The organism is Luteimonas terrae, assembly GCF_004358165.1.
Lineage (GTDB): Bacteria > Pseudomonadota > Gammaproteobacteria > Xanthomonadales > Xanthomonadaceae > Luteimonas > Luteimonas terrae.
On the sequence record NZ_SMTG01000004.1, the window covers coordinates 112,838 to 135,208 of the forward strand.

Genomic DNA, 22,371 nt, shown 5'->3' on the forward strand with positions numbered 1-22,371 from the left:
CAACGCAAACCGCGGTGCCGCCGGTATCGCGTCCACGATTTGGGAGGATCGAGGATGTCGTCGACCCGCGTGCAACGGCGGTCGGACGCGGCCGTGACCGCGTCTGCGCACACAGACCGGTTCGCAGTCCGCGCGCTCAGCGCGCGGATGTGGCGGTCATCGAATACGGCGCCTGCGCCTGTGTGCCCGGCCACGCCCGCGACGGCTCGGCCTGCATCGTGAAGCGCAGCTCGCCGCCGGCCAGGATCTCCTCGTGACGCAGGAATGCGCGCTCCAACGGTTTGCCGTCGAGCGTCGCCGCGCCGATGTAGCCGTGTCCCTGCTCGAGACCGTCGGCGACGATCGTGAAGCGCTTGCCGTTCGGCAGCCGCAGGCTCGCGCGCGGCAGGAACGGCCGGCCGATCACGTATTCGCCGCTGCCCGGCGCGACCGGGTAGAAGCCCAGCGCGGTGAACAGGTACCAGGCGGACATCTGGCCGAGGTCGTCGTTGCCGGCGAGGCCGTCGGGCCGGTCGGCATACTGCGTGTCCATGATCTGCTTGAGCCGCGCCTGCGTGCGCCAAGGCTGCCCGGCGTAGGCGTACAGATACGCGACGTGGTGGCTGGGCTCGTTGCCGTGGGCGTACCAGCCGATCAGGCCGGTGATGTCTTCCATGTGTTCGAAGATCGCCGGGTCGACCTCGGCCTCGAACGCCGCATCGAGCTTGCCGAGCAGCGCATCGGCGCCGCCGTGCGCGGCGACGAGGCCGGCGACGTCGTGCGGGACGTACCACGAGTATTGCCAGGCGTTGCCTTCGGTGTAGTCGGTGCCATAGCCACTGGCGGTCGGATCGAAGGGCGTGCGGAAACTGCCGTCACGGTTCTTCGCGCGCATGAAGCCGGTCTGGGCGTCGAAAGCGTTGCGCCAGTTCGCCGCGCGCGCGTCGAAGTCACGCGCAACCTCGTCGCGGTGCATCGCCTGCGCCATGCGCGCGATCGTCCAGTCGCCGTAGGCGTATTCGAGCGTCTTCGACGCCGCCTCGCCCTCTTCATCGATCGGCACCCAGCCCAGCTCCATGTACTGGCGCAGGCCGTCGTAGGGCCCGTAGGACGCGCTGGCGACCATCGCGTCGAGCGCCTCCTCGGCGTCGAAGCCGCGGATGCCCTTCAGATACGCATCTGCGATCACCGGCACCGCGTGGTAGCCGATCATCGTCCATGTCTCCTGCCCGTGGAACGACCACACCGGCAGGATCCCGTAGGGGCTGTGGCGCCGGTGCGCGAGCAGCGAATTGACGAAGTCGGCGTTGCGCTTCTCGGGCTGCACGATGGTCAGCAGCGGATGCAGGGCGCGATAGGTGTCCCACAGCGAGAACGTCGAGTAGTGGTCAAAGGCCTCGGCCGTGTGCACGGCCTGGTCCGGTCCGCGGTAACGACCGTCGGCGTCCATGAACAAGGTCGGCCCGAGCAGCGTGTGATAGAGCGCGGTGTAGGCGCTGCGGCGCTCGGCGTCGGGCGCTTCGACATCCAGCACCGACAGCGCGTCGATCCACTTGGCCTTTGCCGCAGCGTGCACGCGGTCGAAATCGAAGTCCGGCACTTCGGCATCGAGATTGGCAATCGCACCGGCCTCGTCGACCGACGAGATCGCGACCTTGACCACCAGCGGCGCGTCGAGCTTGCCGAAGTCGAAGGTGCCGACCAGCTGCCGGCCCTCGATCTGCGCACGCTCGCCGGGCACGCGGTCGGCCGGCGGCGCGAAACCCTTGTAGGCGATGTCGGTCTCGGTGTTGTGGAAGGCGTGGCCGGTCGGCGGGCGCGAGAAGCGCATCGCGAAGTACAGCTGCCGACCCGGCGCCCAGCCGCGCGTTTCGCGAAAGCCCGTGACGGTGCCGTCGGGCATCTGCCGCAAGCGCGACCACAGGATCTTACCGGGGTAGTCGTACATCGACGTCCGCAGGTCGAGCAGCACACGCGCGTCCTCGTCCGCCGGGAAGGTGTAGCGGTGCACGCCGACCCGCGCGCTCGCGGTGAGTTCGGCGCGCACGCGGTAGTCATCCAGCGTGACGGCGTAGTAGCCGGGGCGCGCGATCTCGTCGTCGTGGCGGAAGCGCGAGGTGTAGCCGCTGCCGGGCGTGTCGGGATCGCCACGCTCGAGCTTCTCGGGGCCGGTGACCGGCATCAGCAGCACGTCGCCGAGATCGGAATGGCCGGCGCCGGAAAAATGCGTGTGCGAGAAGCCGACGATGCTGCTGTCGTCGTAGCGATAGCCCGCCGCCCAGTCGTAACCCTGCGCGCGCGGCTGGATGCGCGTGTCCGGGCTCAGCTGGACCATGCCGAAGGGCACCGTCGCACCCGGGAAGGTGTGGCCTTCGCCGCCAGTGCCGATGAAGGGGTCCACCGAGTCGTAAGCCTTGGCGCCCACGTCGCGCGCTTCCGCCAGCGCCGGTCCCGCGCCCAGCAGCACACCCATCGCCATCGTCATCGCTGCGCCCCACCTCGCCATCGCGGCCTCGTCTGGATCGGTTCAATGGCCGCGAACCTAGCATCGGCGCGCGATCGCCGCATGTTGCGCCGCAGGATGCCGTCGGTGCGCCCGCCGGTCACCATGCGCGCTTCTGAACCGGTTCAATCGCCTTCGATGACGCCACAGCGCCGCGTAACCTTGGCCGATATCGCCGCCGCCTGTGGACTGTCCAAGGCGACGGTGTCGATGGTGCTGCGCGACAACCCGCAGGTGCATCCCAATACCCGCGCCCGGGTACGCGCCGAGCTGGACCGGCAGGGCTACGTCTATCACCGCGGTGCCGCCAGCCTGCGTCGCGCCGGCGCCGTAAATGCGGTCGCGCTGGTCGTCAACGATCTGGCCAATCCGTTCTTCGCCGAATTCGCCGCAGGCGTCGACGCCGCGCTGGCCGAAGCCGGCCACGTGCTGCTGCTCGGCAGCACCGGCGAATCGGTCGAACGCCAGCACGCGGTGCTGGCCTCGCTGGTCGAGCACGACCCGGCCGCATTGATCCTCTCGCCCGCCGAGCACAGCAGCGCCGCCCGCCTGCGTCGCGTGCTCGGTGCGCGCCTGCCGGTGCTGCTGTTCAATCGCAGGCTCGACGGCGACGGTCCGGGCGACTGGGACTACCTCGCGCTCGACAACCGCGCCGGTGCGCGTCTGGCGACCGAACACCTGCTGGCCCGAGGCCACCGCGCGATCGCGTTCTTCGGCGGCCATCGCGATTCGAGCTCCTGCAGCGAACGCCGCGAGGGCTATCGCGACGCGCTGGCTGCGGCTGGCATCACGCCCGACCCCGCGTGGCTGATCGAGTGCGCGCCGACCCGCCAGGAGGCTGCGCGCCAGACGCCGGCGCTGTTCGTGCGCGATCCCGCGCCGACCGCAGCCGTTTGCTACAACGACGCCGTCGCGCTCGGGCTGATGGCCGGCCTTGCCGCCTGCGGCCGCCGCGCCGGCGCCGATTTCGCCGTCGTCGGTTTCGACGACATCGCCGAGTCCGCCTTCGCCACGCCGGCGCTCACCACCATCGCCACCGAACCGCGCGCACGCGGGTTGCAGGCCGCGCGCCTGGTGCTCGCGCGCCTGCGCGGTGAGTTGCCCGCATCCCCCCACACCACGATCGCTCCGGTCGCATTGCAGGTCCGTGCCAGCACAGCCGCCGCGCCCGACAGCCCACTCCAGTCGTCCGTCCAGGCCCGAGGTCCCGCCGCATGAGCCCGCCCAAGCACACGATGTCCAACCCCGCCGCGATCGCAGTGGTCAGTCTGATCTTCTTCACCTGGGGTGGCCTGACCAGTCTCAACGACGTGCTGATTCCGCACCTCAAGGCCGTGTTCTCGATGAACTACGCGCAGACGATGCTGATCCAGTTCACGTTCTTCGGCGCGTATTTCCTGATGTCGATGCCCGCCGGCGCGGTGGTCGCGCGGGTGGGCTACAAGGCGGGCATCGTGATCGGCCTGGTCATCGCCGCGATCGGTGCGGCGATGTTCTATCCGGCGGCACGACTGCCGTCGTATCCGGTGTTCCTCACCGCGCTGTTCGTGCTCGCCAGCGGCATCACGCTGCTGCAGGTCGCGGCCAATCCATACATCAGCCTGCTCGGCCGGCCGGAAACCTCGCACAGCCGGTTGAATCTGGCGCAGGCGCTCAACTCCCTGGGTACGACAGTGTTCCCGCTGCTGATCGGCCCGCTGATCCTGGTCGGCGCGGTGCTCGGCGCCGACGAGATCGCCGCGATGGGCGCCGCCGAACAGGCCGCGTATCGCGCGGCCGAGGCGCGTTCGGTCGAGATGCCCTATCTGCTGCTCTCGGGCGGCCTGTTGCTGATGGCCGTGTTCGTGCTGCTGATGCGCATTCCGAGCTTGCGCGATTCCACCGAAGCCAGCCCGGCCGTACATCACACGTATCTGGAAGCCCTGCGCAAGCCGCACCTGCGCTGGGGCGTGCTGGGCATCTTCTGTTACGTCGGCGCGGAAGTCGCGATCGGCAGCTTCCTCATCAACTACATGGCCGAGCCTGAAATCGGCGGCCTGAGCGAAGCAGCGGCTTCGCGCTTCCTCGCCTTCTACTGGGGCGGCGCGATGGTCGGCCGCTTCATCGGCGCGGCGCTGATGACGAAGATCGACGCGCGCAAGCTGCTCGGCTTCGCCGCCGGCATGGTCTGCCTGCTGCTGGTGGTCACCATGACCACGACCGGCAGCGTGGCGATGTGGAGCGCGCTGGCGGTCGGCCTGTTCAACTCGATCATGTTCCCGACCATCTTCACCACTGCGATCGAACGCCTGGGCACGCTGACCAGCAAGGCCTCGAGCCTGCTGGTGATGGCGATCGTCGGCGGCGCGATCATCCCGTTGGTGCAGGGTGCGCTGGCCGATCGAATCGGCATCCAGCACGCGTTCGTCGTGCCGCTGGTCTGCTACGTCTACATCATCTGGTACGGCTTGCGCGGCTCGCGCCTGAGCGGCGCCGAACTGGCCGCTGCTGCGACGCCGGCGCCGCGTCCGAGCGCAATGCACTGATGGAAGAAGTCGTGCAGACATCGGCGCGCCGCACGATCGCCTGCTTCGGCGAAGCGCTGATCGACTTCCGCGCCGAGCGGGCGGACAACGGCCAGCGCCGCTTCGTCGAACAGCCCGGCGGCGCGCCGGCGAACGTGGCCGTCGGCGTGGCTGCGCTCGGCGGTCGCGCGCGCTTCATCGGCATGCTGGCGCAGGACATGTTCGGAGATGCACTACAGGCAGCGTTGTCCGCGCGCGGCGTCGACATCTCGCAGGTGCGCCGCACCCATGAGGCGCCGACTGCGCTGGCCTTCGTGTCGCTGGCCGACGACGGCGAACGCAGTTTCAGCTTCTATCGCCCGCCGGCCGCGGACCTGCTGTTCACCGAGACGGACTTCGCCGGCAACGCGTTCGACGATGTCGCGATCCTGCACGTCTGCTCCAACAGCATGACCGCGCCGGCGATCGCCGCCACCACCTTGCAGGCGATGTCGCGCGCCGATGCCGCAGGCGCATTGGTCAGCCAGGATCTCAACCTGCGCCCCGCCCTGTGGCCACGCGGCGTCGATCCGTCACCGACGTTGTGGCAGGCGCTCGCGCGCGCCGCGCTCGTGAAGCTCAGCCACGAAGAACTCGCGTTCCTGACCGGCGACGGCGACATCGCCGCGACGGTCGCCCGCCTGTTCGCCGGCGACACGCAGGTGCTTGTCGTAACCAACGGCGCAGCGCCCCTGCGCTGGTGGACCCGGACGCGGGCCGGCAGCGTCGATACATTCCGCGTCGATCCGATCGACACCACCGCCGCCGGGGATGCCTTCGTGGCCGGCCTCCTGCATCGGCTGGTCGAACGCGGCGTCGACCGCGGCGGTCTCGTCGCGGCATTCGAGGACGACACGCTGCGCGCCGACCTGTTGCGTCACGGCGCCGCCGCCGGCGCGCTCGCCACCACCCGCCACGGCGCGTTCGATGCGATGCCCGACACCGCTTCGTTGCGCGCCCTGCTGGAGACCACGTCTTGAACCTGCCTGCCACACCAACGCCCGACTTCACCGCACAGGCCACGCTGCGCGCGCACATCGCCGATACGATGGCGTTCTATCACCCGCGCGCGATCGATCCCGACGGCGGCTTCTTCCATTACTTCCGCGACGACGGCAGCGTCTACGACCGCGGCCATCGCCACCTCGTCAGCAGCACGCGCTTCGTCTACGACTACGCGATGGCGGCGGCCGAGTTCGCCGATTCGCGCCACGCCGACGCCTGGCGCAACGCCGCGATGCACGGTCTGCGCTATCTGCGCGAGGCGCATCGCGATCCCGAGCGCGGCGGCTACGCGTGGACCCTGCGCGACGGCAAGGTCGAAGACGCCACCCGGCACAGCTACGGCATGGCCTTCGTACTGCTGGCGTGTGCGAGCGGTCGCAAGGCCGGCCTGCCGACCGCGGCATGGATGGACGAAACCTGGGACCTGCTCGAACGTCACGCCTGGGACGCCGACGCGGGCCTGTACCGCGACGAGGCCGATGCCGCCTGGCGCTACAGCGGCTACCGCGGCCAGAACGCGAACATGCATCTGTGCGAAGCGCTCATCGCCGCGCACGAAGCCGGCGGCGACGCGCGTTACCTGCAGCGCGCGCTCGTCCTCGCCGACCACATGACCCGCCGGCAGGCCGCCTTGTCGGGTGGCCTGGTCTGGGAACACTGGCACGCCGACTGGTCGGTCGACTGGGACTATCACCGCGACGATCCCAAGCATCTGTTCCGGCCCTGGGGTTTCCAGCCCGGCCACCAGGTCGAATGGGCCAAGCTGCTGCTGTCGCTGCGGGCGCATCTGGGCGCCGACGCACCGGACTGGCTGCTGCCGACGGCGCGCCATCTCTACGACATGGCGCTGATGCACGGCTGGGACCCCGAACACGGCGGCATCGTCTACGGCTTCGCGCCCGAGTCGCTGCGCGATGCCTCGCCCGCACCCGGCGCCACGCCACCGGATCTCGCGTCCGGGACGATGTTCTGGTGCGACGCCGACAAGTATTTCTGGGTGCAGGCCGAAGCGATCGCCGCCGCGTGGCGTCTGTTCGATGCGACTGGCGACACGCGGTACCGCGACGATTACCTGCGGCTGTGGGACTACGTGTGGCGACATTTCGTCGACCACGTACACGGCGCCTGGTTCCGGATCCTCGATCGCGAGAACCGCAAGTTCGACGACCTCAAGAGCCCCGCCGGCAAGACCGATTACCACACGATGGGCGCCTGCCATGACGTACTGGCGGTGATGCGCGGCGCGCACGGCAGGCAGCTCGGCGCCTGACGGATCCCGCCTCGTCGCTTCGTGCACAGCGCATGACCCACTCCGGATACGCGTGCACCGGCGGGTCTGCACTCCGCCCAACGCCTCCTGTTCCAGCGCAGTCCACGGAGTCGCTGGAAGCTGCTGCAATGCAACAGAAAGGCTCTTTATCCGCGGGTTCCGCCGCCGATTCGCTCCCGCATGCGCCGCCCCGTTGACAACGCTGTCAACCTGACATCCAATCCGCGCTGTTGCACAACGCCCGCATCCCCCGGACGCGCGGGCACACGACCAGACCGCATGTGAATCCTTGGGAGGGGAGATCCATGAAGCACTCGCACGCCGCGCCTAAGAAGCGGCTTCTCACGTCCGCGCTCCTGTTTGCGCTCGCACCGCCGCTCGCCGCGCAGGTCGCGGAACCGAACGAAGTCCAGACCCCGTATAGCGCCGCCAGCGACGATGCCACCGAGCTCGATCGCGTGACGGTGACCGGCATCCGCGGCAGCCTGCTCTCGTCGATGAACCTCAAGCGCGACGCACAGGGCGTCGTCGACGGCATCGTCGCCGAGGACATCGGCAAGTTCCCGGATACCAACCTTGCCGAATCCCTGCAGCGCATCTCGGGCGTGTCGATCGACCGCTCGCAGGGCGAAGGCTCGCGGGTCACCGTGCGCGGCGTCGGCCCGGACTTCAATCTGGTGCTGCTCAACGGCCGCCAGATGCCGGCGTCGAGCATCGAGGCGACCAACGCCTCGAACTCGCGCGCGTTCGACTTCGCCAATCTCGCCTCCGAGTCGATCTCCGGCGTTGAGGTCTTCAAGACTTCACGCGCGGCCACCGCCACCGGCGGCATCGGCGCGACGATCAACATCAAGACCGCGCGCCCGCTCGAAAGCGAGCCGCTGGCGAACGTCGGCATGAAGGCCGTGCACGACAGCTCGGTCGACAACCTGCCCAAGCAGATGCAGGGCGAGAAGTGGACCGGCGAGATGTCGGGCATCTTCAGCACCAAGACCGACGACGGCCGTTTCGGCATCGCGCTCAGCGGCAGCTACCAGGAACGCGACTTCGGCTACAACGAAGCCGCTGTCGGCGGAGGCTGGTACGCGTTTCCCGGCGGCGAAGGCCCGCTGGCCAACGCCGAACCGGCGGCAAATGCGACCAATCCGCCCGGCCCCGGTGACATCTATTCGATCCCGCAGAACCTGATCTACGCGCTCAACGGCGTTAGCCGCCAGCGCACTAACGGTCAGGCCACGCTGCAGTGGGCACCGACCGACACGATCACCGCAACACTCGACTACACCTACGCCGAGAACCGTATCCAGCAGCGTCGCCACGAGCTGTCGACTTGGTTCAACCAGGCTGCGTCGCAGACCTCGTGGACCGACGGCCCGATCGCTGCGCCGATCAGCTACACCGAGTACGCGGGCTGCTTCAATCCGGCGACCGAGCAATGGACCGCCAGCGACGCCATGGGCGTCTGCCCGGCCGGTTTCGAAATCCGCCCGGGTGACTTGGCGATGGCCGGTGCGCAGTTCGCGACGAAGAACGAGAACAAGTCGGTCGGCTTCAACGTGGAATGGGCCGCCACCGATTCGCTGGACTTCGAGTTCGACTTCCATCGCTCCAGCGCCGAGTCGGGCGCAGACAGTCCGTACGGTTCGAACAACGTGATCGGCACCGCCGCTTTCGCACGCGGCGTGACCAACGTCGACTTCAGCGGCGACTTCCCGGTGCTGTCGGTGATGCTGCCGCCGGGCCAGACCTCGGTGTCGCCGAGCGAGATGATGGTCACCGGTTCGTCGTTCCGTAACAGCTACATGAGGTCCGAGGTCGACCAAGGCCAGGTGCGCGGCACCTTCCGTTTCGCCGATTACTCGCAGCTCGACTTCGGCGTCGCCTACACCGAAGTCAACAACCGCACTGCCTACAACTTCACCCAGCGCGACGACTGGGGTGGCTTCGGCGGTGGCGCTGCGGACTACGCGGACGATCTGTGGATCCCCGGGAACATCAGCCAGTACTTCGACCAGTTCTCCGGCAGCGGCAACGCCTTCGGCCAGTTCTACCTGTTCGACTTCGACAGGCTGCGCGCCGCGGCGATCGCCGCGCGTGGTGGTGACGAGTCCGCCTACCTGCCACCGGACAACTTCACCACCGACCGTCGCACGACCGAAAAGTCGAAGAGCGCCTACGTGCAGTGGAGCAACACCTGGGATCTTTCGATGCCCCTCAGTGTGGCCGCCGGCGTGCGTTACGAGGAGACCGACATCACCTCCAGCGCACTGGTGCCGATCGCGACGGGTCTGGTCTGGACCGGCGCCAACGAGTTCTCGGTCCAGTTCGGCGACCCCGATTTCACCACGCTGCGCGGCAAGTACGAATACTGGCTGCCCAGCCTCGACACCAGCCTCAAGATCACCGAGGACATGGTGTTGCGCGCCAGCTACGGCCACAGCATCGGCCGTCCGCAGTGGAACCACATCCAGGGTGGCCAGACGCTCGACTCGTTCGCAGGTTACGAGGGCGGCACCGGCTCGCAGGGCGACCCCGGCCTCAAGCCGCTCGAGTCGAAGAATCTCGATCTGTCGTTCGAGTGGTATTACGGCGAGGGCAGCTACGTATCGGTGGGCTGGTTCCGCAAGGACATCGACAACTACATCGGCACCTCGGTCGTCGAGACCTCGCCGTTCGACCTGACCACGCCAGTGGGCGGCGCCTACTTCAACGAGGCCGTTGCCAATGGCTGCGCAGTGGGCGGCACCGACTTCCGCAATTGCGTGCGCCAGTACATCTTCGCCAACCATGCCGGCGACCCGGGTGTCACCGTCACCGGCGTCGATCAGAACGGTCAGCCGACCGGCACGATCGCCGGCCTGCCCGGTGATCCGTCGGCGGTCTTCCGCGTGTCGGTGCCGATCAACCGCGATTCGTCGCAGCTCGACGGCTGGGAGCTCAATGTCCAGCACATGTTCGGCGAGTCCGGTTTCGGTCTCTCGGCGAACTACACCATCGTCGATTCCGATCTGACCTACGACAACTACAACCTCGGCGACCAGTTCGCGATGGTCGGCCTCAGCGATTCGGCCAACCTCGTCGGCTTCTACGACAAGGGGTCGTGGCAGGTGCGTGCGGCCTACAACTGGCGCGACGAGTTCCTGTCGAGCACCTACGACAGCTGGCGTCCGAACCCGGTCTACGTCGAGGCCTACGGCCAGCTGGATCTGAATGTCAGCTACCAGGTCAACGACAACTTCTCGGTCCACGCCGAGGCGATCAACCTGACCGACGAGACCATGCGTTCGCATGGTCGCAACGAGCGTCAGGTGTTCTACGCCACGCAGACCGGCCCCCGCTACATGGTCGGGTTCCGCTACAAGTTCTGATCGCGACACACTGCAACACGACGACGCCCGCATGATCGCGCATCATGCGGGCGTCGCTTTTGACGGGAATCCGCCATGCGTGCCCGCCTTCCAGATCCCGCCCGCATTCCCGAAGCGCCTGCTGGCGCATCGCTCGAGGCCCTGCGCGAAAGCACGACGCCGGTCGTCATTCGCGGCCTCGCAGCGGGTTGGCCTGCCGTCGCCGCTTCGCGCCGGGGGCCGCTCGATGCGATCGTCTACCTGCGCGAACTCGCCAGCGACGCGGCGCCCGCGACGGCGACCATCGCGCCGCCGGAGGCAGGCGGCCGGATCTTCTACGACGTATCGATGCGCGGCTTCAACTTCCGCCACGAACAGGTGCCGGCCGGGGTCGCGCTCGCCACGCTGGCACGCGAACTCGACAACGCGAACGCGCCGATGATCTATCTCGGTGCCACCACGCTCGATACCTGGTTTCCGGGTTTCGCGCGCGACAATCGCATCGACTTCGGTGATCGCACGCCGCTGGCGAGCATCTGGATCGGCAACCGCACCCGCGTGCCCGCGCATCACGATCTACCCGACAACCTCGCATGCGTGGTCGCGGGCCGCCGTCGCTTCACGCTGTTTCCGCCGGAACAGATCGGGAACCTCTACATCGGTCCGCTCGACGTCACGCCGGCCGGACAGCCGGTCAGCCTCGTGGATCCGCAAGCGCCCGATCTCGAACGATTTCCCCGTTTCAGCGAGGCTTGGGCACATGCGCAGGTCGCCGAACTCGGCCCCGGCGATGCGGTCCTAATTCCCAGCTTGTGGTGGCACGCCATCGACGCGCTGGACGGCTTCAACGTGCTGGTGAACTACTGGTGGCGACGCACGCCGGACTGGATGGACGCCCCATTGAACGCGTTGATGGCCGGTCTGCTCGCGATCCGCCAGTTGCCCGCGCACGAGCGCGCGCACTGGAAACACATGTTCGACCACTACGTCTTCGACGCGGACCACACGACTAGCGCGCACATTCCCGAGACCGCACGCGGTGTGCTCGCGCCTTTCGATGAAGCCGGCGCCGCGAATCTGAGGCGCCTCCTGCGTCAGCGCCTCGAGCGGTAGGGCAACACCGGACGCTTCAGCGCCTCACCGGCCCCGTCGACCTGCGCACCTGCAATTCGTAGGGCAGTTCCAGCGTCTGGCCGGCCTTGTCGTCGCGGATCGCCTTGAGCAGTTCCAGACAGGCCACGCGGCCCATCTCGCGGCTCGGCTGACGCACCGTGGTCAGCGCCGGATAGATGTGGCGGGCGATGGGCATGTCGTCGAAGCCGCAGACCGACACGTCCTTCGGCACCGACAGGCCGCGTTCGCAGATCGCGCAGATCGCGCCGGCTGCCATGTCGTCGTTCGCGGCGAAGATCGCGGTTGGCGGCTGCGGCAGATCCAGCAGCTTGTTGGTCGCGTCGACGCCCGACTGGTGGAAGAACTTGCCCGCGACGACCAGGGAGGCATCGAAAGGGAGGCCGGCCTGCTTGAGGCCGTCGCGATAACCGGCCAGACGCCAAGCGCTGGCACCGTGCGCGGCATGGCCCTTGATGTGGGCGATGCGACGATGGCCGAGCCCTGCGAGATGCAGCACGACGTCGCGCGCGGCGCTGCGCTCGTCGACCACCGCGCCGATGCGCCGGTGCTCCTCCTTGGCCGAGACGCTGGCGTAGGGAATGCCGAGCGCCTCGAGGCGCGCGAGCAGCTTCACGTCGTCGGTGATCGGCGGCGTCAACACCACGCCGTCGATCTGCGACTGGGTGATCATCGATTCGACCTTGGCGACGATGTCCTTGGCCGTGTAGTCGACCGGCGCGAGCATCAGGTTGTAGTGCTGCGACTGGCAGGCGTCGAGCACGCCCAGCTCGACCTCCATCAGGTAGTTGCTCGACGGGTTGTCGTAGACCATCGCGACGAGATACGAGCGACGGCCTGCGAGCAGCCGCGCCGATGCCAACGGCCGGTACTGCAGCTTTTCCACCGCAGCCTCGACGGCCACGCGCGTGCGCTCCGACACGTTCGGCTCGTTGTTGAGCACGCGCGAGACGGTCTTCATCGACACGCCCGCCGCCTCGGCGACATCCTCGATCCGCACACGCATGCTGTTCAATCCGGCCTGTCCGCCCCGGTCGCGCATTCTGCCAGACCCGGTGCATCATCGACGTACGTTCCGTCGGGCGCGCTATGACGCCCTGCAGCAAGCCTGTGCCGCCGCGCGCCGGTATGCTTGCCGCCTGCTGACAACGCTGTCATCGCTGCCTCGCAGCCTGGCGCCCGCCTTCCACTCCTTCCGGAGCCCTTCGATGATCCAGTCGCATCGCCCCGCCGCCCGCCCGTCCGTCCGTCGCGCCCTGTTGCCCGCGATGCTCGCCGCCCTCGTGTTCGGCGCCGGTTGCGCGCGCGACGAGACGCCCGTCGCCGCCGCTACGCCCGGGGCGCCTGCCGCGGCCCCGGCGGATGCCGGCGCGATCGACCCGGCGAACTGGCCCGACACCGCGTGGCCGCTGGCCGAAGACGCGGCGATGGAGCAGAAGATCACCGAACTGATGGCGACGATGACCGTCGAGGAGAAGGTCGGCCAGATCGTCCAGGGCGACATCGCCGACATCACGCCGGACGACCTGCGCAAGTACCGCCTGGGCTCGATCCTCGCCGGCGGCAACTCCGACCCGGGCGGCCGCTACGACGCCACGCCCGCCGAGTGGCTGGCGCTGGCCGACGCGTTCTGGGAAGCGTCGATGGACACCTCGGGCGGCGGCAAGGCGATCCCGGTGATCTTCGGCATCGACGCCGTGCACGGGCAGAGCAACATCGTCGGCGCGACGCTGTTCCCGCACAACATCGGTCTGGGCGCGACGCGCAATGCCGAGCTGATGCGCGAGATCGGCCGCGTCACCGCCATCGAAACCCGCACCACCGGCATGGAGTGGGCGTTCGCGCCGACCGTCGCCGTGCCGCAGGACGACCGCTGGGGCCGCACCTACGAGGGCTACTCCGAATCGCCGGACGTCGTCGCGGCGTTTGCGCCGGCCGTCGTCGAAGGCATGCAGGGCAAGGCCGGCTCGCCCGATTTCCTCGACGACCACCACGTCATGGTCTCGGTGAAGCATTACCTCGGCGACGGCGGCACCGCCGGCGGCAAGGACCAGGGCGAAACCGCGGTCACCGAGGCGCAGCTGCGCGACATCCACGGCGCGGGCTATCCGCCGGCGATCGCCGCGGGCGCGCAGGCGGTCATGGCCTCGTTCAACAGCGTGCACGGCCAGCGCATGCACGGACACAAGGCGCTGCTGACCGATGTGCTCAAGGACCGGATGAACTTCGGCGGTTTCGTCGTCGGCGACTGGAACGGCCACGGCCAGCTGCCGGGCTGCACCACCACCGATTGCGCGTCCACCTTCAACGCCGGCCTCGACATGGCGATGGCGCCCGACAGCTGGCGCGGCCTGTACGACAGCACGGTCAAGCACGTGCAGTCGGGCGAGATTCCGATGGCGCGCCTCGACGATGCCGTGCGCCGCATCCTGCGCGTCAAGTTCCGCATGGGGCTGTTCGATGCGCCCAGGCCATCAGAGCGCGCGCTCGGCGGCAAGTTCGAACTGCTCGGCGCGCCCGAGCATCGCGAAGTCGCGCGCCGCGCGGTGCGCGAATCGCTGGTGCTGCTGAAGAACGACGGCGTGCTGCCGCTGGCGCCGAAGCAGCGCGTGCTCGTCGCTGGCGACGGCGCCGACGACATGGGCAAGCAGTCCGGCGGCTGGACGCTCAACTGGCAGGGCACCGGCACCAAGCGCGCCGATTACCCGAACGCCGACACCATCTGGGACGGCATCCGCGCCCAGGTCACCGCGGCCGGCGGTACCGCGCAGCTCGCGGTGGATGGCAAGTACCGGCAGAAGCCGGACGTGGCGATCGTCGTGTTCGGCGAAGACCCGTATGCGGAATTCCTCGGCGACCTGCCCAACCTGCTCTACAAGCCCGGCAACGATGCGGACCTCGAACTGGTCAAGCGCCTGCGCGCAGAAGGCATTCCGGTGGTGTCGGTGTTCCTGAGCGGTCGTCCGCTGTGGATGAACCGCGAGATCAACGCGTCCAACGCTTTCGTCGCCGCGTGGCTGCCGGGCTCGGAAGGCGCGGGCGTCGCCGACGTGCTGCTGCAGGGCGCGGACGGTAAGCCGCAACACGACTTCAAGGGCAAGCTGAGCTTCTCGTGGCCGCGCCGCGGCGACCAGTACGTCAACAACGTCGGCATGGAGGGCTACGACCCGCTGTTCGCGTTCGGCCACGGCCTGACCTACGCCGATGACGGCAACCTCGCGCCGCTGCCGGAAGAGTCCGGCGTCAGCGCCGAGGACGGCAAGGAGGCCGGCTACTTCGCACGCGGTGTGCCCGGCCCGGGCCTGCGCCTGGTCGTGACCGGCGCCGACGGCCGCGGCGCCGACGTGCTGCATCCGCGCGTCGCCACGCCGGACGGCACGCTCACGCTGGCCGCGGTCGACTACAAGACCCAGGAGGGCGCGCGCCTGCTGACCTGGACCGGCAATGCCACCGCCGAACTGCTGTCGCATTCGCCGTTCGATCTGGCCCGCGAAACCAATGGTGATTCGCTGCTGCTGGCGACGCTGCGCGTGGATGCCCTGCCCGCTTCGAACGACGTCGTGCTGTTCGCCGGCTGCGGCGAAGGCTGCAAGGCCGAACTGCCGATCGGCCAGTGGCTGTCGACGCTGCCGCGCGGCGAGTGGGTGACGGCCGGCGTGCCGCTGAAGTGCCTGACCACGGCCGGCCTCGATGCCGCGCGCGTCAGCACCCCGTTCGCGATCCGTGCGCCGGCCGGTCTGACGCTCGGCATGGCCGATATCCGCATCGGCACCGAGGCGACGCACCGGCTCGACTGCAAGACGCAGTAAGCGCTGAAGCGATCCACGCCTTCCCCCCGCCTGCGGGGGAGGGCGTCGTTCACCACAGACGCCGCCCATACAGGCGGCGTCGTCATCTCCGCGCCCCAAGCCCCACCACCGCAACGCTGCGTGCGCCCTGCCTCCACGCCGGCCACGGGTCACGCGCCTAGACTCGACGCACCTGCCTGCGGAGCGCTGTCCCATGATCGATTTCCACTACTGGCCCACCCCCAACGGCCACAAGGTCACCCTGTTCCTCGAAGAAGCCGGTCTCGACTACAGCATCCACCCGGTCAATATCGGCAAGGGCGACCAGTTCAGGCCCGAATACCTCGCGTTCTCGCCGAACAACAAGATGCCGGCGATCGTCGACCACGCGCCCGCCGACGGCGGCAAGCTCCAGACGGTGTTCGAGTCCGGCGCCATCCTGCTGTACCTGGCCGAGAAGACCGGGCAGTTCCTGTCGACCGATCCGCGCGTGCGCATCGAGACGCTGGAATGGCTGTTCTGGCAGATGGCCGGCCTCGGGCCGATGACCGGCCAGTACGGACACTTCAACGTCTACGCCCCGGAAAAGATTCCGTATGCCATCGAGCGTTACACCAACGAGGCCAACCGCCTGCTGCAGGTGCTCGACACGCACCTGAAGGGCCGCGACTTCATCGCCGGCAACGCGTACTCGATCGCCGACATGGCCACGTATCCGTGGATCGGCGTCTACGACAAGGCCCCGATCGACATGACGCCGTATCCGGAGGTGCAGCGCTGGCACGCCGCGATCAAGGCCCGCCCGGCCACCGCACGCGCCTATGCGAAGGCGAAAGAGATCAATCCCGACGCCGGCAAGGCGATGAGCGACGACGAGAAGAAACTGCTGTTCGGGCAGGGCCGTCGCTGATCGGCACCGCATGGCGGGATGCATCGCCACGCATTCCCGCCTAGCATCGGCCGACCCACCGGATCAGGGACGACCGATGCGATCGATCGCCATGCTCACGACAGCCTGCCTGCTCGCAGGCTGCGTCTCGACTTCCCAATCACCCGTTGCAGCCGACATCGCGCGTTGTGACGCGCTCGCGGGTCCCGGCTGGCAGCGCATCGACCCGCCGGAAGTTGCAGCGGAACTGCTGACGCTCGCCCATGTCCCCACCGCGCCGGCGCTGGCGCGGTGGTACATCGCCGCCGACGGCGCCCATGCCGCCTGCGTGCCGCCCGAAGCGGCCGCAATGTGTGGCCACGCGCTGCACATCTTCCAGCCGCAGGTGCATCGGATGTGGGGCTGGTCGGACAGCACGGTGCGCCGCGAGGCCTGCGCGGCCGGCTGATGCGCCGCGGCAGGCGCGGTGCGGGGACCCGATACACTCCCCGCATCGCTCCACTGGACCTGCCATGCGCTCCGTACTCGCTGCCGCCGCCCTGATGTTCGCCACCACCTCCGCGCTCGCCACCACACCACCCGATACCGGCCTCACCCTCGAAGCCATCACCGGCGATGCGCCGCTGTCGGGTCCGACGCTGATGAAGCCGCAGGTCGCACCGGACGGCTCGCGCGTGACGTTCCTGCGCGGCAAGGACGCGAACCGCAACCAGCTCGACCTGTGGGAATACGACACCGCCAGCGGGCAGACGCGCATGCTGGTCGATTCCAAGATCGTGCTACCCGGCGAGGAGACGCTCAGCGATGCCGAGAAGGCGCGCCGCGAACGCCAGCGCATCGCCGGCCAGTCGGGCATCGTCGATTACCAGTGGGCACCGGACGCGCAGCGGCTGTTGTTCCCGCTCGGCGGCGAGCTGTATCTCTACGACCTGTCGAAGACCGGCACCGACGCGGTGCGCAAGCTCACCGACGGCGGCGGCTTCGCCACCGACCCCAAGGTCTCGCCGCAGGGCGGCTTCGTCAGTTTCGTGCGCGCGCGCAACCTGTGGGTCATCGATCTCGCCACGGGCGCCGAGCGCCAGCTCACGACCGACGGCAGCGACGTCATCGGCAACGGCGTCGCCGAGTTCGTTGCGGACGAGGAAATGAACCGCCACACCGGCTACTGGTGGGCGCCCGACGACAGCGCGATCGCGTATGCACGCATCGACGAATCGCCGGTGCCGGTGCAGAAGCGCTACGAGGTCTATCCCGACCGCACCGAAGTCGTCGAACAGCGGTATCCGGCTGCCGGCGACGACAACGTGCGCGTCACGCTGCACGTCGTCGCGCCGCAGGGCGGCGAGGCGCGCGACGTCGATCTCGGCAAGGAGACCGACATCTATCTCGCCCGCGTCCAGTGGCGTGATGCGCAGCGCCTGACCTTCCAGCGCCAGTCACGCGACCAGCAGACGCTGGAGCTGATCGAGACCACGCTGGCCACCGGCGCGCAGCGCACCCTGGTCACCGAGCGCAGCCGCACCTGGGTGCCGCTGCACGACAGCCTGCGCTTTCTCGACGATGGCCGGTTCGTCTGGTCGTCCGAACGCGACGGCTACGAGCATCTGTACCTCGCGTCCGAAGACGGCCGCCGCATGACACAGCTCACGCAGGGCGCGTGGCCGGTGGACGAGCTGCTGGCCGTCGACGAGGCGGCCGGTCTGGCCTACTTCCGCGCCGGCATGGTGTTCGAGGACGGCAAAGCCGTGCCGCGTGCGACCCAGTCGCGAATCTACAGCGTCGGACTCGACGGCAAGCGCGCCTATACCGCGCTGTCGACCGAGCCCGGCATGCATGGCGCCAGCTTCGCGCGCAACGCGTCGGTCTACGTCGACAGCTGGTCGAACACCACCACGCCGCCGCAGATTGCGTTGCATCGCGCCGATGGCACGAAGCTCGCCACGCTGGTCGAAAACGACCTGTCGGCCGCCGACCATCCCTACGCCCCGTTCCGCGCCGCGCAGCGTCCGACCGAGTTCGGCACGCTGACCGCCGCCGACGGCCGCACGCCGCTGCACTACTCGCTGATCAAGCCGGCGGATTTCGACGAGACGAAGCCGCATCCGGTCGTGGTGTTCGTCTACGGCGGCCCGGCCGCCCAGACCGTGCTCGACAGCTGGCCGGGGCGCGCGGATGCGAGCTTCCACCAGTACCTCGCCCAGCAGGGCTACGTGGTCTTCTCGCTCGACAACCGCGGCACGCCGCGTCGCGGCCGCGATTTCGTCGGTGCGCTGTACCAGCGCCAGGGCACGGTGGAGGTCGAGGACCAGCTGCGCGGCGTCGAGTGGCTGAAGTCGCAGCCGTGGGTGGACGGCAACCGCATCGCGGTCAACGGCTGGTCGAACGGCGGCTACATGACGCTGATGCTGCTGGCCAAGGCGCCGGAAGCCTATGCCTGCGGCATCGCCGGCGCGCCCGTCGCCGACTGGGCGCTCTACGACACGCACTACACCGAGCGCTACATGAACCTGCCCAAGGCCAACGTCGCCGGCTATCGCGAGGCCAGCGTCTTCACCCACGCCGGCAACATCAAGCCGAACGCGCTGCTGCTGATCCACGGCATGGCCGACGACAACGTACTGTTCACCAACGCCACGCAGTTGATGAGCCAGCTGCAGCAGGCCGGCACGCCGTTCGAGCTGATGACCTATCCCGGCGCCAAGCACGGTCTGCGCGGCCGCGACGCGCTGCACCGTTATCGCACCAGCGAGGCCTTCCTCGCACGTTGCCTGACGCCCTGAGGAACACGCGCATGTCGACGCGCCCGCCGCCGTTGCCGCCGCACGTACCGCCCGCGGCAGCGGCGCCGCGCGGCTGGTGGCAGCGCCACTGGAAATGGGCATTGCCGGTCGTGGTGGTGGGCGTGTTCGCGATGCTCGTCGCGTGCGCGGCGGGACTGCTGTTCGCGCTGCGCGGCACGATGATGGGGTCGGACGTCTACCGCGACGCGATGGCGCGCGCGGTCGCACATCCCGAACTCGTGGCGGCGCTGGGCGAGCCGGTCGAAGCGGGCTTCATGCCGATGGGGTCGATCAGCCGGTCCAACGAGGACGGCGGCTCCGGCCGCGCCGATCTGGTCATCGGCTTGTCCGGCCCGCGCGGCGAAGGCCACCTTGTCGCGACGGCCGATCGAAGACTCGGCGCCTGGACCTGGGAATCGCTGGTCTTCGTGCCCGAGGGCGGCGGTGTGGACGACGCGATCCTGATCGCCGACGAGCACGAGCCGGTCGAACACCACGCCGCATCGGCACCGTGACATCCGGGCCATTGCCCGCGCGCGCACGAGCGCATACGGTCGGCGCCTGACCTGCCGCCCGGAGCCCCGCATGAAACCCCTCGTCCTCGCGATCGCCCTGTCGCTCGCCACGCCGTTCGCCGCGTTCGCCCACACCGACGAGGCCAAGGCCGCCACGGCCGCATCGCAGGCGGCCGCTCCCGCCTGGGTCGCACGCAGCAACGCACTGGCGCAGATCCTGATCGACGCGCAGGCGCCGTTCCAGCCCGAGTCGGCCGGCTTCTTCGGCATTCCGGGCTACGACGACCAGGTCGCCGATTTCGGACCGGACAATGCCGCCCGATATCGCACGGCGATGGCCGGCGCGCGCGCCAAATTGCAGACCCAGCTCGAACTCGAGCGCGACGCCAACGTGCGCCAGGACCTGCAGATCCTGCTCAAGAGCATCGACGAGAGCGTCGAGGGCAGCACGCTCGAGGAGTGCTACCTGCTGCCGTGGACCGATGCGCCGGAGCTGGTCTTCAGCGGCATCAACGGCCTGCTGTCGGCGCAGACGCCGCCCGAGCGTCGCGCGCACGCGTTGGCGCGCCTCCAGCGCTACGCCGGCCTGACCGAAGGCAGCACGCCCATCACCACGCTCGCGCGCCAGCGCTACGAGGAGCGCCTGTCGAATCCCGAGCTGCTGCAGCCGACGAAGCTCGAAGTGCAGCGCGCGCTCGACAGCGCCGACACCTACATCGCCGGCATCCGCGAACTGTTCGAGGAATACAAGATCGAAGGTGCCGAACCGGCGCTCGATGCGATGGCTAAGGAAATCACCGCCTACGCCGACTGGACCCGCCGCACGGTGCTGCCGAAGGCGCGCGAAGACACGCGCCTGCCGCCCGAACTCTACGCCTTCGGGCTCAAGCAGTACGGCACCGATGTCGACCCGCAGCTGCTGATGCAGCGCGCGCAACTGGCCTTCATGGAAATCCGCGCGCAGATGCAGCAGCTCGCGCCGCTGGTCGCGAAAGAGAAGGGCATTGCAGCGACCGACTACCGCGGCGTCATCACCGCGCTCAAGCGCGACACGATTCCCAACGACGAGCTCGAAGCCAGCTACCGCGACGTCATCGACGCGATCGACCCGATCATCGAGCGCGAGAACATCGTCGACGTGCCGCAGCGGCAGATGCAGATGCGTCTGGGCTCGGAAGCCGAATCGGCGGCGTCGCCGGCGCCGCACTTCCGCCCCGCGCCGCTGGTCGGCAATACCGGGCAGCAGGGCACCTTCGTGCTGCCGCTGGGCAATCCGGGCGGCGACGGCGCGGGCGATGCCTACGACGACTTCAACTTCGACGCCGTGCGCTGGACGCTCTCGGCGCACGAAGGCCGTCCCGGCCACGAACTGCAGTTCACCGCGATGGTCGAGCGCGGCGTGTCGCTGGCGCGCTCGATGTTCGCGTTCAACTCGGTCAACGTCGAAGGCTGGGCGCTGTATGCCGAGGCCGAACTGGTGCCGTACGAGCCCCTCGACGGCCAGCTGATCGCGCTGCAGTTCCGCCTGCTGCGCGCCGCCCGCGCGATGCTCGATCCGATGCTCAACCTGGGCCTGATCGACCGCGAGCGCGCCGGCCGCGTGTTGACCGAAGAGGTCATGCTGTCGCCCGCGATGGCGCGCCAGGAGCTGGACCGCTACACCTTCAACGCGCCGGGTCAGGCGACCAGCTACTTCTACGGCTACACCCGCATCCTCGAACTGCGCATGCGCACCGAGCTTGCGCTGGGCGAGAAGTTCGATCGCCGCGCCTTCAACAATTTCCTGCTCGACCAGGGTCTGCTGCCGCCCGACCAGCTGGCCGAAGCGGTGGAGACCACGTTCATTCCGGCGCAGTTGAGGCGCTGAGCGGCTTGTGCCCGTTCCGCGCCGGACAGCGCGGAACGCGGCGCCCTCAGCGCAGCCGCGCCAGGATCCGTTCATGGCCGATCAGCCGCGCCCAGCGCGCGCCGATGTCGAGCCAGCAGACGTAGGCCGCCTCGCCGGCGATGCGCCACAGCGTCGCCGGGTGCCACGGCAGCGCAGGTTCAGCCGCGCACAGTTCCCAGTCCAGCCCGAGGCCGCGGGCGAACAGGGCGCAGCGCGCGAGGTGGTAGCGGCTGCTGAGCAGGGTGACCTGCCGGTGCGGCGCGTCGGGATCGACCGCCGCGGCGGTCAGCAGGCTGCGGGCATTGCGCAGGTTCTGCAGCGTGTCGCGCGAAGCGTCCTCGAGCACCAGCGGCGCGTCGTCCGGCACGCCGAGCGCGTGCAGCGCATCGCGGGCGAGGGCCGCCTCGGTCGGCCGGCCGGCGGGGCCGCCGCCGAGCAGCAGCACGCTGGCCGGCGTGTGCGAGGTCCACAGCGAGGCCGCGCGCGACAGCCGGGCCTGGAAGTCGGCATCCAGCCGGCCCTGCGGCGCATGCTTGCCGAACACCAGCACGCATTCGCCGCGCACCGGCACGCTGGGCGCGTTGCGGGCCACCCGCCACACGTGGACGACATAGCCCAGGTAGACCAGTCCGCAGCTCAGCAGACAGGCCGCCGCGGTCACCGCGAGCGTATGCAGCGCATCGCGATCGGACAGCATGTTCAGGCGGTGCAGCAGGCGGGTGCGGGCCATCGC

At 68.8% G+C, this 22,371-nt stretch carries 15 protein-coding genes; 12 read left to right on the forward strand and 3 right to left on the reverse strand.

Translation table 11 applies throughout. The features are described 5' to 3' along the window. Positions 1 to 136: 136 nt before the first annotated feature. Positions 137 to 2,485 (reverse strand): GH92 family glycosyl hydrolase, encoded by a 2,349-nt coding sequence (locus E2F49_RS09735; RefSeq protein ID WP_133393719.1) that lies wholly within the window; start codon positions 2,483 to 2,485, stop codon positions 137 to 139. A gap of 135 nt (positions 2,486 to 2,620) precedes the next feature. Between E2F49_RS09735 and E2F49_RS09740 the strand changes: the two genes are divergently transcribed. The 6 genes from E2F49_RS09740 (at position 2,621) to E2F49_RS09765 (ending at position 11,760) form a co-directional block, all read left to right on the forward strand. Beyond that, positions 2,621 to 3,700, forward strand: coding sequence for a LacI family DNA-binding transcriptional regulator (locus E2F49_RS09740; RefSeq protein WP_133393720.1), 1,080 nt, complete (start codon positions 2,621 to 2,623; stop codon positions 3,698 to 3,700). Beyond that, on the forward strand, positions 3,697 to 5,007 hold the full coding sequence (locus E2F49_RS09745; protein WP_055251442.1) for a sugar MFS transporter: 1,311 nt from the start codon (positions 3,697 to 3,699) through the stop codon (positions 5,005 to 5,007). Before E2F49_RS09740 ends, E2F49_RS09745 begins: the two co-directional genes overlap by 4 nt. Further along, positions 5,007 to 6,005, forward strand: a complete 999-nt coding sequence (locus E2F49_RS09750; RefSeq protein WP_133393721.1) for a carbohydrate kinase family protein — start codon at positions 5,007 to 5,009, stop codon at positions 6,003 to 6,005. The genes E2F49_RS09745 and E2F49_RS09750 overlap by 1 nt, the downstream gene beginning before the upstream one ends. Next, a complete protein-coding gene (locus E2F49_RS09755; protein ID WP_243713556.1) occupies positions 6,002 to 7,300 on the forward strand; it encodes an AGE family epimerase/isomerase in 1,299 nt (432 codons plus the stop codon). Before E2F49_RS09750 ends, E2F49_RS09755 begins: the two co-directional genes overlap by 4 nt. Positions 7,301 to 7,605: 305 nt before the next feature. Then, positions 7,606 to 10,668, forward strand: coding sequence for a TonB-dependent receptor (locus E2F49_RS09760; RefSeq protein ID WP_133393722.1), 3,063 nt, complete (start codon positions 7,606 to 7,608; stop codon positions 10,666 to 10,668). A gap of 75 nt (positions 10,669 to 10,743) precedes the next feature. Beyond that, positions 10,744 to 11,760: a cupin-like domain-containing protein gene (locus E2F49_RS09765; protein ID WP_133393723.1), complete on the forward strand. Its 1,017-nt coding sequence runs from the start codon at positions 10,744 to 10,746 to the stop codon at positions 11,758 to 11,760. 16 nt (positions 11,761 to 11,776) lie between these two features. Here E2F49_RS09765 and E2F49_RS09770 read toward each other — a convergent pair whose 3' ends face one another. After that, positions 11,777 to 12,784 (reverse strand): LacI family DNA-binding transcriptional regulator, encoded by a 1,008-nt coding sequence (locus tag E2F49_RS09770; RefSeq protein WP_133393724.1) that lies wholly within the window; start codon positions 12,782 to 12,784, stop codon positions 11,777 to 11,779. 202 nt (positions 12,785 to 12,986) lie between these two features. Here E2F49_RS09770 and E2F49_RS09775 point away from each other — a divergent pair, with 202 nt between their 5' ends. From E2F49_RS09775 to E2F49_RS09800, 6 genes are all read left to right on the forward strand, one after another. Further along, positions 12,987 to 15,587, forward strand: a complete 2,601-nt coding sequence (locus tag E2F49_RS09775) for a glycoside hydrolase family 3 protein (protein WP_243713557.1) — start codon at positions 12,987 to 12,989, stop codon at positions 15,585 to 15,587. A gap of 193 nt (positions 15,588 to 15,780) precedes the next feature. Next, positions 15,781 to 16,476: a glutathione binding-like protein gene (locus E2F49_RS09780; protein ID WP_133393725.1), complete on the forward strand. Its 696-nt coding sequence runs from the start codon at positions 15,781 to 15,783 to the stop codon at positions 16,474 to 16,476. A 76-nt stretch (positions 16,477 to 16,552) separates the two neighbouring features. Beyond that, a complete protein-coding gene (locus E2F49_RS09785) occupies positions 16,553 to 16,903 on the forward strand; it encodes a hypothetical protein (RefSeq protein WP_133393726.1) in 351 nt (116 codons plus the stop codon). A 64-nt stretch (positions 16,904 to 16,967) separates the two neighbouring features. Next, complete coding sequence (locus tag E2F49_RS09790) at positions 16,968 to 19,235, forward strand: S9 family peptidase (protein ID WP_133393727.1); 2,268 nt, start codon at positions 16,968 to 16,970, stop codon at positions 19,233 to 19,235. 11 nt (positions 19,236 to 19,246) lie between these two features. Further along, positions 19,247 to 19,750, forward strand: coding sequence for a cytochrome c oxidase assembly factor Coa1 family protein (locus E2F49_RS09795; protein ID WP_133393728.1), 504 nt, complete (start codon positions 19,247 to 19,249; stop codon positions 19,748 to 19,750). A 70-nt stretch (positions 19,751 to 19,820) separates the two neighbouring features. Further along, on the forward strand, positions 19,821 to 21,617 hold the full coding sequence (locus E2F49_RS09800) for a DUF885 domain-containing protein (RefSeq protein WP_133393729.1): 1,797 nt from the start codon (positions 19,821 to 19,823) through the stop codon (positions 21,615 to 21,617). Between the two features lie 46 nt (positions 21,618 to 21,663). On the opposite strand, the gene E2F49_RS09805 is transcribed toward E2F49_RS09800, so the two are convergent. Then, positions 21,664 to 22,368 (reverse strand): YdcF family protein, encoded by a 705-nt coding sequence (locus tag E2F49_RS09805; protein WP_055251415.1) that lies wholly within the window; start codon positions 22,366 to 22,368, stop codon positions 21,664 to 21,666. Positions 22,369 to 22,371: the final 3 nt, after the last annotated feature.

Bases quoted from the DNA above. Each gene is read 5' to 3' on its own strand.
- E2F49_RS09770 (WP_133393724.1), bottom strand. From the start codon at position 12,784: ATGCGTGTGCGGATCGAGGATGTCGCCGAGGCGGCGGGCGTGTCGATG.
- E2F49_RS09740 (WP_133393720.1), top strand. From the start codon at position 2,621: ATGACGCCACAGCGCCGCGTAACCTTGGCCGATATCGCCGCCGCCTGT.
- E2F49_RS09800 (WP_133393729.1), top strand. From the start codon at position 19,821: ATGAAACCCCTCGTCCTCGCGATCGCCCTGTCGCTCGCCACGCCGTTC.
- E2F49_RS09760 (WP_133393722.1), top strand. From the start codon at position 7,606: ATGAAGCACTCGCACGCCGCGCCTAAGAAGCGGCTTCTCACGTCCGCG.
- E2F49_RS09790 (WP_133393727.1), top strand. From the start codon at position 16,968: ATGCGCTCCGTACTCGCTGCCGCCGCCCTGATGTTCGCCACCACCTCC.
- E2F49_RS09745 (WP_055251442.1), top strand. From the start codon at position 3,697: ATGAGCCCGCCCAAGCACACGATGTCCAACCCCGCCGCGATCGCAGTG.
- E2F49_RS09775 (WP_243713557.1), top strand. From the start codon at position 12,987: ATGATCCAGTCGCATCGCCCCGCCGCCCGCCCGTCCGTCCGTCGCGCC.
- E2F49_RS09785 (WP_133393726.1), top strand. From the start codon at position 16,553: ATGCGATCGATCGCCATGCTCACGACAGCCTGCCTGCTCGCAGGCTGC.
- E2F49_RS09750 (WP_133393721.1), top strand. From the start codon at position 5,007: ATGGAAGAAGTCGTGCAGACATCGGCGCGCCGCACGATCGCCTGCTTC.
- E2F49_RS09735 (WP_133393719.1), bottom strand. From the start codon at position 2,485: ATGGCGAGGTGGGGCGCAGCGATGACGATGGCGATGGGTGTGCTGCTG.
- E2F49_RS09780 (WP_133393725.1), top strand. From the start codon at position 15,781: ATGATCGATTTCCACTACTGGCCCACCCCCAACGGCCACAAGGTCACC.
- E2F49_RS09805 (WP_055251415.1), bottom strand. From the start codon at position 22,368: ATGGCCCGCACCCGCCTGCTGCACCGCCTGAACATGCTGTCCGATCGC.
- E2F49_RS09795 (WP_133393728.1), top strand. From the start codon at position 19,247: ATGTCGACGCGCCCGCCGCCGTTGCCGCCGCACGTACCGCCCGCGGCA.
- E2F49_RS09765 (WP_133393723.1), top strand. From the start codon at position 10,744: ATGCGTGCCCGCCTTCCAGATCCCGCCCGCATTCCCGAAGCGCCTGCT.